This is a genomic window from Pseudomonas sp. B6001 (assembly GCF_013386015.1).
GTDB lineage: Bacteria > Pseudomonadota > Gammaproteobacteria > Pseudomonadales > Pseudomonadaceae > Aquipseudomonas.
The window spans coordinates 1-11,486 of record NZ_JACAOX010000044.1; the positions used below are offsets into that span (position 1 = coordinate 1).

Sequence of the window (11,486 nt, forward strand, 5' to 3'; positions counted from 1 at the left end):
GCGTTTTGCTTACTTTTGCGCTCTTCAAAAGTAAGCCGCTGTAAGAGCGGAACCAATAGTCGCCGTTACGAAAATAACGGATATGCACCCAACCCAACTCCCCCCAACACAAATGTCGCATCTGAAATCAGGTCAGACTCTCGTCAATCACCAACACCAGCTTCCCGGAAATCCGATTAGTCGCCAGTTCAGCAAACGCAGCCTCGGCATCCTTGATCGGAAACGTCCTGGCCAGTTGCGGACTCAAGCGCCCCTCGGCAAACAACGGCCAAACATGCTGGCTCAAGTCACTGAACAAGTCAGCCTTGAACTGATCATCCCGACTGCGCAACGTCGACCCCAACACCTGCACACGCTTGGCCAACACCTGCGCCAGATCGATCTGCGCCTCACGCCCGCCCATCAACCCAATCAACACCCAGCGCCCATCACGCGCCACCAGCTTGAGATTCAGCGCCGCGTAATTCCCCCCCACCGGGTCAAGAATCACATCGAACGGTCCAAAATCCCTCAAGCCCTCGATGCCGTCAGTACGTACCACACCCCCCTGAGCCCCCAGCGCTTCACAGTACGCAAGGCGATCCGCCGACCCCACGCTGACCCAACACGGGCTGCCAAACGCCTTGCACAACTGAATCGCCGCCGAGCCCACCCCACTGGCGCCGGCATGCAACAACACCTTCTCACCGGGCTTGAGGCCCGCCAACTGGAACAGATTCAGCCACGCGGTGCTGTACACCTCGGGCAACCCGGCCGCTTCCACCAGGGACACACCCTCCGGCACCGGCAGCACATGCCGCGCATCCACCACCACTTCTTCAGCCATCCCGCCGCCAGCCAGCAAGGCGCAAACCCGATCCCCCACTTGCCACGACGAACCGGCGCCGACTTCGCTGATCACCCCGGAACACTCCAGGCCCAGCACCTGGCTGGCACCGGGAGGTGGCGGATAAAGCCCCGAACGCTGTAATAAATCGGCGCGATTCAGGCCCGCAGCCGCCACGCGAATGCGTACTTGGCCTACATCGCATGTAGGACTTGGCTCTTCTTGCCACTCCACATGACCTTCAACGCCTTGCAATGCTTTCACAGTGCCTCCATAGTGAGTCTGGACTGAGCCCGTTGCTGTAGCGTCGGGCTTTTTGCATTATGCGACCGGCCCATATGGAACCGGCGACTTCAAAGACGGCCTAATATGCGTTATCAATTGCCCCCGCGTCGAATCAGCATGAAGCATTTGTTCCCCAGCACCGCCCTCGCTCTTTTTATCGGTATCGGCCTTTTGCCGCTGTCGAGCAATACGTTCGCAGCCAACAGCTGGGACAACCTTCAGCCTGATCGCGATGAGGTGATTGCCAGCCTTAACGTCGTCGAGTTGCTCAAGCGCCACCATTACAGCAAGCCGCCGTTGGACGACGCTCGTTCGGTGATCATTTACGACAGCTACCTCAAGCTGTTGGATCCCTCGCGCAGCTATTTCCTGGCCAGCGACATCACCGAGTTCGACAAGTGGAAGACGCAGTTCGACGACTTCCTCAAGAGCGGTGACCTGCAGCCCGGCTTCACCATCTACAAGCGCTACCTGGACCGCGTCAAAGCGCGTCTGGACTTCGCCATTGGTGAGCTGGACAAAGGTGTCGACAAGTTCGACTTCACCAAGAAAGAGACCTTGCTGGTTGACCGCAAGGACGCTCCTTGGCTGACCACCGAAGCCGAGCTGGACGACCTGTGGCGCAAGCGCGTCAAGGATGAAGTCCTGCGCTTGAAGATCGCCGGCAAAGAGCCGAAGGCCATCCAGGAACTGTTGACCAAGCGCTACAAGAATCAGCTGGCACGTCTGGATCAGACCCGTGCCGAAGATATCTTCCAGGCCTACATCAACACCTTCGCAATGTCCTACGACCCGCACACCAATTATCTGTCGCCAGATAACGCGGAAAATTTCGATATCAACATGAGTCTGTCGCTGGAAGGCATCGGTGCCGTCCTGCAAAGCGATAACGACCAGGTGAAGATCGTGCGTCTGGTGCCGGCAGGTCCGGCCGACAAGACCAAGCAGGTTGCCCCGGCCGACAAGATCATCGGTGTGGCCCAGGCCGACAAAGAGATGGTTGACGTGGTCGGCTGGCGCCTGGATGAAGTGGTCAAGCTGATCCGCGGGCCGAAAGGCAGCGTGGTGCGCCTGGAAGTGATTCCGCACACCAACGCACCGAACGACCAGACCAGCAAAATCGTGTCCATCACCCGTGAAGCGGTGAAACTCGAAGACCAGGCTGTCCAGAAGCAAGTCCTCAACCTCAAGCAGGATGGCAAGGACTACAAGCTCGGCGTGGTGGTGATCCCGGCGTTCTACCTGGACTTCAAAGCGTTCCGCGCCGGTGATCCGGACTACAAGAGCACCACCCGCGACGTTAAGAAAATCCTCACAGAATTGCAGAAGGAAAAAGTCGACGGCGTGGTCATCGACCTGCGCAACAACGGCGGCGGTTCCCTGCAGGAAGCCACCGAGCTGACCAGTCTGTTTATCGACAAGGGTCCGACCGTGCTGGTGCGTAACGCTGACGGCCGTGTCGACGTGCTGGAAGACGAGAACCCGGGTGCCTTCTACAAAGGGCCGATGGCGTTGCTGGTCAACCGCCTCTCGGCATCCGCCTCGGAGATTTTTGCCGGCGCGATGCAGGACTACCACCGTGCGCTGATCATCGGCGGCCAGACCTTCGGCAAAGGCACCGTGCAGACCATCCAGCCGCTGAACCATGGCGAGCTGAAACTGACCCTGGCCAAGTTCTACCGGGTTTCCGGGCAGAGCACCCAGCATCAGGGCGTTCTGCCGGACGTCGATTTCCCGTCGATCATCGACACCAAGGAAATCGGCGAGAGCGCCCTGCCCGAGGCGATGCCGTGGGACACTATCCGTCCTGCGATCAAGCCTGCGGTAGACCCGTTCAAACCGTACATCGCAGAGTTGAAAGCTGATCACGAAGCCCGCTCCGCCAAGGATGCCGAGTTCATCTTCATCCGCGACAAACTGGCCCTGGCCAAGAAGTTGATGGAAGAGAAAACCGTCAGCCTGAACGAAGCCGACCGTCGTGCGCAGCACACCGACATCGAGAATCAGCAACTGGTGCTGGAGAACGCCCGCCGCAAGGCGAAAGGCGAAGCCCCGCTCAAGGAACTGAAGAAAGAAGACGAAGACGCGATCGCCGCCGAGCCTGATAAAACCAAGCCGGAAGATGATGCCTACCTGAGCGAGACCGGGCGCATCCTGCTGGACTACTTGAAAATCAGCAAGACGGTGGCCAAGCAGTAAATGATGGCGATTTAATGTGAACGCTCCTCGGAGTGTCATCAAATAGACATCATTCTGTCGTGAAATGAAGGACCTGCCAAAGCAGGTCCTTTTTTTTCGACCCGAGAAAATCATGACCATGACCGAACAGCTGAATGCATTGGGCTCAATCCTGGCTCAAGGCAGTTTGCACAGCCTGTTCCAACCCATCATTTCCCTGTCTGAACGACGCGTCATCGGTTATGAAGCCCTCAGTCGCGGCCCGTCCAACAGCCCGTTGCACTCTCCTGTCGCACTGTTCTCCGTGGCCCGTCACGCCGGGCGTCTCAGTGAGCTGGAGATGGTCTGCCGGGAAAGTGCCTGCCGGCGGTTCAGCGAGCAGAAACTGCCGGGCAAGCTGTTTCTCAACGTCTCACCCGAATCCCTGCTGGAGACCGCCCACCAGCCCGGCCGTACCCTGCAACTGCTCAGCGACTTCGGCATCCCGCCCAGCCAGGTGGTGATCGAACTGACCGAGCAAACCCCGACCGACGATTTTCAACTGCTGCAAACCGCGCTGCACCACTACCGCGCCATGGGCTTTTCGATTGCCCTGGATGACCTGGGTGCCGGCTATTCCAGCCTGCGGCTGTGGTCGGAGCTGCGCCCGGACTACGTGAAGATCGATCGACACTTTATCGACGGCATCCACCAGGACGCCCTCAAGCGCGAGTTTGTCGGCTCCATCCTGCAAATCGCCAAAGCCTCCCGGGCCCAGGTCATCGCCGAAGGCATCGAGTTGCCGGAAGAGTTGGCGGTGCTCACGGAAATGGGCGTTGACCTGGTGCAGGGCTACCTGCTCTGCCGCCCCCAGGAACACCCGCCGCAGGAAGCGCGGTTGATGCTGCCCAAGCCCGACAACGCCAACGTCGCGCTGAACGACGAAGGCAGCGACCTCAGCGCCCTGCTCAACGAACAACCGGCCGTGGGCCAGCACACTGCCACGGCGCAGGTTCTGGAAGCCTTCCGGCGCCAGGCCAACCTCAATTCCCTGGCGGTGCTGGATGAGCGTGGCCACCCGATTGGCATCGTGCACCGGCACTCGCTGTCGGATGCGCTGCTCAAGCCGTTCGCCACCGATCTGTTCGCCCGCAAGCCCATCAGCCGCTTGATGAGTGATGACTTTCTCGCGGTGGAACTGAGCCAGTCCTTGCAGCAGGTCAGCCGCCTGCTCACCAGTCGCGCACGCCAGCGGATCGAGGAAGATTTCATCATCACCCTCAACGGCGATTATCTGGGGTTGGGCCGGGTCATCGATGTGCTCAAGCTGATTACCGAACTGAAAATCCAGCAGGCACGCTATGCCAACCCGCTGACCTTGCTGCCGGGCAACGTCCCCATCCAGCAGTGCCTGACGCGGCTGTTGCAGCAACAACGCGAGTCTGTGATCTGCTACGTCGATATCGACAGTTTCAAGCCATTCAACGATATCTACGGCTATGGCCGGGGCGATGAAGTGCTGCTGTGCCTGGCGCAATGCCTGAACGACCGGGTAGACCCCAGCCGCGACTTCGTCGGGCATATCGGCGGTGATGACTTTTTACTGGTGCTGGGGCCGCAGGATTGGCGCAAGCGGCTGAACCAGCTGCTGGACGACTTCCACACCCAGTGCCGGCGCTTCTATCGCAGCGAGCATCTGGACGCGGGCTGTTTCGTTGCACTGAACCGCCAGGGCGTGCGCCAGGAGTTTGCGCTGCTGTCGCTGTCCATCGGCGTGGTGCATTTGTATCCACAGGCCTGTGGACAACTCGATGCCAGCCAGTTGGCGGAACTGGCCTCGCAAGCCAAGCACCACGCGAAGAACGTGGCGGGCTACAGCATTCATGTGATTGACAGCCTGGAGTTGGGCCAGGCAGAACCGCAGCCGCTCTAGATCAGAGTTGCTCCAGGCGCATCTGCGCCAACGGGTGCCCGGCTCGGGCGGCGATTTTCCACCAGCGTGCCGCTTCCAGCGGATCAGGCGCCTTGCCAAGGCTGCCCGCAAGGCTCAACACCCCAATCTGGTAGGCCGCCTTGCCGTCGCCGGCCAGGGCCGCCAGCCGCAACAGTCGCACGCCTTCTTCACGGGCGCCGAGGCCCTTGCCACGAAACGTCAGGATATGTCCGTAGAAACTCTGTGCTCCTACGTCGCCCAGATTGGCCATGCGCGCGAACTGGCCTTCAAGCCACTGCCAGCCACGCGGCTGTCGCACGAACCAGGACCAATGAAACAACTTGCGCGCCAGCCAGTAACTGGCATACGCCTTGAGCTTCCAGAACACTACGCCTCCGCTGACTCGGGATAATCGTATTCAAATACTCGCACCACTTCGGATGCGTGCCACGACGCCGCGGCCACGCCATCGGACGGCCCGCAGAAGCGCCCGAGACGCTCCACGCATTCAAAGAAACCGGTACGTGGCAGGCGACTGGCGCCCTGGCTGATCACCAGGGAACTGCGCAGTGGTTGGTCGGCCTTGGCATCCAGCGCCGCCAGGTGCTCCAGCGCAGCCGTCAGGGTCTGCATGGCCGGCGTGGGAAATTGCAGGCGCTCCAGCAAGGCGCGGTAGGTCAAGAGGTGACGCTGTCGGCGCGCCTGGTCCAGCTCGTTGAGTAACCCATCCCAATGTTGACGGCTGATGCGTACGCTCACGTTTCGTCCCTCCAACCTGCAACGCCAAGTTCCCAGGCCAGGCTGCGGCGGATGGCAGCGTCCGGCTGGCGTTCACCGCTTTCGATCAGGCCCAGGTAAGACGGGCTGATGCCCACTGTGCGCGCCAAAACCTCGATGGCCAGGCCCTTGGCCTCGCGCAGGCTTCGCAGCTGCTCCAGGGGGCGCAGATCCGGTTCGGCAGTGGCTTGGCTAATGGTCGAAGCGGGAGGCGTTGGCTGTTGCTGACCGGCAGCTTTTAACAGCGCCTGATACTGAGCCCATGGCAGAACCGCATATTCGGGCTCGCCATCCTTTGTAATTATCTGAATATCCATGACTGCCCCGGAGGATCACAACACTTACTTCGTAAGTACTTTCCTTAGGAGTGTAATCCTAACAGCCACAAAGAGCGCAGGGGGATATTCCCAAGGTTCAGTTTTTTTTCAGGTGCTCTTGCGTAAGCAGCTGAGGCGTCGCAGGAAGGCGCTCAACCACCGCAAGCTTCTCGGGGAGCTGACGCTCGCGCCAGGCGCGAAAAGCGCTCAGTTCGCCGTCGAGGGTCTTCATGACCCACGCCAGCACAGCAATGTCGTCGAGCATGCCGAACACCGGGATAAAGTCCGGGATCGCGTCAATCGGGCTCAGGAAGTACATCAACCCTGCCACTACCGAAATCAGCGCCTTGGGGCTGATGGCCCGGTACTCGCCGCGCCAGTACGCCAGGCACAAGGCCTGGAGCAGCTTGAGGTCGTCCTTGAGCTTGCCCAGCCGGTTGCCCTGGCTCGAGCCTTTGGCGGCGACCGCGAACAGCAACGTCGGCAAGCGCCCACGGCCAAGCAGGCGAGCAGCCATGGGCAGGAAGCGGGTGAAATTAAACGGGGCTTTCATCGTCACTCCAGTTCCAGGCGACAGAAAAGGTTATCCACACAAATTGTGGATAACCTTGTGAACAGAGCCTATTTTCCAGGCTGAAAGCCACGTAATACAAGGCCTACAGTCAGATCGGGCGTTTTTTGCGCACATAAAAAAAACCCAAGAATTCATTGACTTGGAGATAATCTGCGTCTACCCGTACTCGGGTCTTTTATCAGACTGCTCTAGCCCGCATGGGTTCGGTTGAATTTGCCCTGGATTCAGCTGATCGTTCCCACGCTCTGCGTGGGGATGCCGCCTGTGGCGCTCCGCGCTTGCTGTTAGCGCTAGGCTTGAGCTATGCGCAATGGTGACGCAGAGCGTCACCGGATGCATTCCCACGCAAAGCGTGGGGACGATCGCAGAGCGTGGGAACGATCGCACAGGCCAGAAACAACAACGCCCCGTCGAGACGGGGCGTTGTGTGTTCAGGCGCTGATTACTTCTTGGCAGCAGGAGCCGCCGGTGCGTCAGGAGCGTCTGCCTTGGACGGGTCCTTGATGGCCAGCAGTTCCAGGTCGAATACCAGCACGGAGTTGGCTGGAATCGCCGGGCTCGGGCTCTGCGCGCCGTAGGCCAGGTCGGACGGGATGTACAACTCGACCTTCTCGCCAACGTGCATCAGTTGCAGGCCTTCGACCCAACCTGGAATCACGCCGCTGACCGGCAGGTCAATCGGGCTGCCGCGATCCACGGAGCTGTCAAAGGTGGTGCCGTTGGTGAGCTTGCCGGTGTAGTGAACAGTCACTACGTCGGTAGGCTTGGGTTGAGCACCGTCGGCTTTCTTCACGATCTTGTATTGCAGACCGGAAGCGGTGGTGACAACGCCGTCTTTCTTGGCGTTTTCTTCGAGGAATTTCTTGCCGGCAGTTGCCGACTCTTCGCTCATCTTGGCCATACGCTCTTCAGCACGTTTTTGCAGTGCGGCGAACGCCTCGACCAGCTCGTCGTCTTTCAGCTTCTGTTCTTTCTTGCCGACGGCATCTTCGATGCCTTGGGCTACCGCTTTGGAGTCCAGGTCATCCATACCTTCTTGAGCAAGGCTTTTGCCCATGTTCAGGCCGATACCGTAGGAAGCTTTTTGCGCCGGGGTTTTCAGCTCTACGCTGGTTTGCGAATCACAACCCGCAAGTACCAGGCTAACCAGGGCCACCGCCGCCGCCAACCGATGCTGTTTCATGCTATTTCCTTGTTCGTGTGCCAAAAGGGCATTCGAGTAAAGTCGCGAGCTTATCAGGCGGCCACGACCAATGGCTACCGGCATGTGAGCAGGAAACTTCTGATAAGTTCACGTGTTTAAAAGCATTTTCATTCAATCCAGGGCCCTGCAACGGACGGCAGCAGCGCTGGAACGAGACTCATGGCCACTTGCCGCACTGCTGGCCTGATGGCATAAGAACGCTACAACTCGACAAGGATAGTTATCTTGCGCATTTTTTCCCGTGTTTTGCTGATGATTTTCATACTGCTGGGCCTGGTCCTGGCGGTAGTGCTCTATTACGTGGTCAACCCGAAGCTGCCGGTCTACGTGCCGGTGGAACAGGTGCACTATCAGGATCAATGGAGCGCCGCAGATCGCCAGACCTACTATTTCACGCCCCAGGGCACCCAGGTCAAGGGCCTGCGTTATGCCTGGTTTACCGCACTGGAACTGCCGTTCTCCGAACAGCGTTTCGCCACGCCCGAGTACCTGGCGCGCTTCGGTTTCCTGGTAGATCCCAGGCAAGTGCCGACTGCACAAAATCCCGGCAACCTGCCGGTGGGTTTCGCCCGGCATAAAAATACTGGCAGCAATGATGAGTTTCTCGACATCACTTGCGCCGCCTGCCACACCGGCCAGTTGAACTTCAAAGGCCAGGGCCTGCGGGTCGACGGTGGCCCGGCGCAACATGTGCTGCCGTCCAGCGTGCCGACCCTGCGCGGCGGCAGCTTCGGCCAGGCACTGGTCGCCAGCCTGGCCTCGACCTACTACAACCCGTGGAAATTCGAGCGCTTTGCCCGCACCGTGCTGGGCCATGACTACAACGACCAGACCGCAGCGCAACTGCGCCAGGATTTCAAGAAGTCCCTGAACAACTTCCTCAAAGTTGCCTGGAACGACACCCACCGTGGCCTCTACCCCACCGAAGAAGGCCCGGGCCGCACCGACGCCTTTGGCCGTATCGCCAACGCCAGCTTTGGCGACGCCATTTCCCCCGACAACTACCGCATCGCCAACGCCCCGGTGGACTACCCGCAACTGTGGGACATCTGGACCTTCGACTGGGTGCAATGGAATGGCTCGGCCCAACAACCCATGGCCCGCAATATCGGCGAAGCCCTGGGCGTCGGCGCCACCCTGGACTTCTTCGACAGCGCCGGCCAGCCGCTCCAGGGCGATGCGCGCTACGCCTCCAGCGTGCGGGTTCGCGACCTGAATACCATCGAAGAAACCCTGCAACGGCTCAAGCCACCCACCTGGCCCGAAGACCTGTTCGGCGCCATCGACAAACCGCTGGCCGCCCAGGGTCGCGCACTGTTCGCGGAAAACTGCGCCGGCTGCCACGTGCCAGCGGTGTCCCAGGTCGATGGCCGCCCGGTGCGCCAGTTGAAAATGCTCCCGGTGGAGGTGATCGGCACCGACCCCGCTACTGCCAACAATATCGCTGACCACCGCTTCGACCTCAGCGCCCTGCAATGGGACCCGGCGGAGTTGGCGAAAATGAACGTCGAACTGCACCCCACGCCCACCGAGCCGCTGGACCTGCGCAGCCTCTCTTCAGCCAAAGGCCTGGCCTACATCACCGCCTTTGTCGAAGACCACGCCTACCGTGCCGCCGGTGTGACACCTGCCGAACGCCCGCGCCTGGACGGCTTCGGCCTGCCGATCGGCGTACGCGAATTGCGTGCCTACAAGGCACGGCCCCTGGCCGGGGTGTGGGCGACACCGCCGTTCCTGCACAACGGCTCGGTGCCGACGATCTACCAATTGCTCTCGCCTCAGGACGAGCGCAGCCCGACCTTCTATAAAGGCACCTTCGAATACGACCCGCGCCACCTGGGCTATCAAACCGCCGCGTTCCCCAACGCGTTCCTGTTCGATACGCGCATCACCGGCAACCACAACAGCGGCCACGAATTCCGTGCCGGGCAGCGTGGCAACGGGGTGATTGGCCGAGGCTTGCTGCCCCAGGAACGCTGGGCGCTGCTGGAATATTTGAAAGTGCTGGGCGGCCCGCTGGAACAGCAACTGCCCTGACCCAACCGACTTCGCAGAAAAGGATTTTTAAATGCTCGCTCGACTTTGGCTGCGCCTCGGCGCGTTTCTCGGCAAGACCCTGTTGTGGCTGGTGGGCCTGGGCCTGCTGGGCTGGTTGCTGTCCACCCTGTGGTTTGCCTGGCAGCACAGCGGCCCGGTATCGCCGGATGAACAGATCCCGCCGGGTGAAGCGGCCATGACCCAGGGCATCATCCAGACCGCCGTGCGCATCGTCGACCAACACCGCGAAGGCACGCGTTACCTGCGGGATGCGCATGCCAAGGCCCATGGCTGCGTGAAGGCCGAGGTCAGCGTACTGGCGGACCTCGACCCGGCCCTGCGCCAGGGCGTGTTCGCCGAGCCGGGCAAGACCTGGCAGGCGATGATGCGACTGTCCAACGGCAATGCGTATCCGCAGTTCGACAGCATCCGGGATGCCCGGGGGATGGCGATCAAGTTGCTGGACGTGCCAGGCAAACAGCTGCTGGCGGATCAGCAGGCGCGGGGTGAGCAGGACTTTGTGATGTTCAGCCATCCGAACTTTTTCGTCAGTGATGTGGCGGAGTATGCGCAGAACATTTCGGCTCAGGCCGATGGCAAGAAAGTCATGGCGTTTTTCCCCGGGGTGGATCCGCGCAGTTGGCAGGTGCGGCATTTGTTTATCGCGCTGGCGACGTTGGCGCCGCCGCCGGTGAGTCCTACGCAGACGACGTATTTCTCGGTGTCGCCGTATAAGTTTGGGGCGGCGAATGCAAAGTTTCGGGTGGCGCCGGATCCCCAGGGGTGTCCTGCGTATGTGCTGCCCAAACAGAATCAGGACCTGCCGAACTTTTTGCGCAGTGCGTTGAATCAGCAATTGTCGACGGACCGGGTGGCGGCGTGTTTTGTGTTGCAGATTCAGCGGCAGAATCCGCAGAAGTTCATGCCGATCGAGGACACCAGCATTGAATGGAAAGAGAGTGATGCGCCGTTTGAGACGGTGGCCAAGGTGGTGATTCCGGCGCAGGATTTTGATACGCCGGCGTTGAACCTGGCTTGTGATAATCAGTCGTTTAATCCGTGGTTTGGGGTGGAGGCGCATCGGCCGATTGGGGGGATTAATCGGTTGCGTAAAGCGGTGTATGAGGCGGTCAGTGATTATCGGCATAGCCGGAATTTGTAGCTCCGCGGTGTGGGGTGCATATCCGTTGCTGCGGTTATGGCCGCTATTGGTTCCGCTCTTACAGCGGCTCACTTTTGAAAAGCGCAAAAGTAAGCAAAACGCTCTTGCCCCACCACTCGGCTCCTCGCCTAGGCTCGGAGTGCCTAAGATCAAAATCAAAAGCTAAAGCGGGCACGGTTCAAATGTGGGAGCTGGCTTGTCGGGTCGCCGCATC

General features: G+C 60.2%; 10 protein-coding genes. 4 read left to right on the top strand and 6 right to left on the bottom strand.

The genetic code is table 11. From position 1 onward, the window contains the following. Positions 1 to 127 precede the first annotated feature (127 nt). A complete protein-coding gene (locus HX821_RS29750; protein WP_087694978.1) occupies positions 128 to 1,090 on the bottom strand; it encodes a zinc-binding dehydrogenase in 963 nt (320 codons plus the stop codon). A 138-nt stretch (positions 1,091 to 1,228) separates the two neighbouring features. Between HX821_RS29750 and HX821_RS29755 the strand changes: the two genes are divergently transcribed. Further along, positions 1,229 to 3,310, top strand: a complete 2,082-nt coding sequence (locus tag HX821_RS29755; protein WP_023659269.1) for a carboxy terminal-processing peptidase — start codon at positions 1,229 to 1,231, stop codon at positions 3,308 to 3,310. A gap of 112 nt (positions 3,311 to 3,422) precedes the next feature. Continuing rightward, a complete protein-coding gene (locus HX821_RS29760) occupies positions 3,423 to 5,201 on the top strand; it encodes a bifunctional diguanylate cyclase/phosphodiesterase (protein ID WP_023659268.1) in 1,779 nt (592 codons plus the stop codon). Between the two features lies 1 nt (position 5,202). Here HX821_RS29760 and HX821_RS29765 read toward each other — a convergent pair whose 3' ends face one another. The 5 genes from HX821_RS29765 to HX821_RS29785 all read right to left on the bottom strand — a co-directional run bounded on the left by HX821_RS29765 (position 5,203) and on the right by HX821_RS29785 (position 8,052). Further along, entirely contained in the window at positions 5,203 to 5,589 is a 387-nt protein-coding gene (locus HX821_RS29765) for a sel1 repeat family protein (protein ID WP_003211114.1), read from the bottom strand. Then, positions 5,589 to 5,960, bottom strand: coding sequence for a hypothetical protein (locus HX821_RS29770; RefSeq protein WP_003211116.1), 372 nt, complete (start codon positions 5,958 to 5,960; stop codon positions 5,589 to 5,591). The genes HX821_RS29765 and HX821_RS29770 overlap by 1 nt, the downstream gene beginning before the upstream one ends. Further along, entirely contained in the window at positions 5,957 to 6,295 is a 339-nt protein-coding gene (locus tag HX821_RS29775; protein WP_003211117.1) for a helix-turn-helix transcriptional regulator, read from the bottom strand. The genes HX821_RS29770 and HX821_RS29775 overlap by 4 nt, the downstream gene beginning before the upstream one ends. A gap of 97 nt (positions 6,296 to 6,392) precedes the next feature. Next, on the bottom strand, positions 6,393 to 6,848 hold the full coding sequence (locus tag HX821_RS29780) for a YkvA family protein (RefSeq protein WP_003211120.1): 456 nt from the start codon (positions 6,846 to 6,848) through the stop codon (positions 6,393 to 6,395). A 463-nt stretch (positions 6,849 to 7,311) separates the two neighbouring features. Continuing rightward, positions 7,312 to 8,052, bottom strand: coding sequence for an FKBP-type peptidyl-prolyl cis-trans isomerase (locus tag HX821_RS29785; RefSeq protein ID WP_003211122.1), 741 nt, complete (start codon positions 8,050 to 8,052; stop codon positions 7,312 to 7,314). A gap of 246 nt (positions 8,053 to 8,298) precedes the next feature. On the opposite strand from HX821_RS29785, the gene HX821_RS29790 reads away from it, so the two are divergent. Continuing rightward, positions 8,299 to 10,110, top strand: a complete 1,812-nt coding sequence (locus HX821_RS29790; protein WP_177037215.1) for a di-heme-cytochrome C peroxidase — start codon at positions 8,299 to 8,301, stop codon at positions 10,108 to 10,110. Between the two features lie 31 nt (positions 10,111 to 10,141). Then, positions 10,142 to 11,272, top strand: coding sequence for a catalase family protein (locus HX821_RS29795; RefSeq protein ID WP_003211127.1), 1,131 nt, complete (start codon positions 10,142 to 10,144; stop codon positions 11,270 to 11,272). Positions 11,273 to 11,486 lie beyond the last annotated feature (214 nt).

Coding starts and splice junctions, on each gene's coding strand:
- HX821_RS29795 (WP_003211127.1), top strand. CDS start 10,142: ATGCTCGCTCGACTTTGGCTGCGCCTCGGCGCGTTTCTCGGCAAGACC.
- HX821_RS29775 (WP_003211117.1), bottom strand. CDS start 6,295: ATGGATATTCAGATAATTACAAAGGATGGCGAGCCCGAATATGCGGTT.
- HX821_RS29785 (WP_003211122.1), bottom strand. CDS start 8,052: ATGAAACAGCATCGGTTGGCGGCGGCGGTGGCCCTGGTTAGCCTGGTA.
- HX821_RS29755 (WP_023659269.1), top strand. CDS start 1,229: ATGAAGCATTTGTTCCCCAGCACCGCCCTCGCTCTTTTTATCGGTATC.
- HX821_RS29760 (WP_023659268.1), top strand. CDS start 3,423: ATGACCATGACCGAACAGCTGAATGCATTGGGCTCAATCCTGGCTCAA.
- HX821_RS29780 (WP_003211120.1), bottom strand. CDS start 6,848: ATGAAAGCCCCGTTTAATTTCACCCGCTTCCTGCCCATGGCTGCTCGC.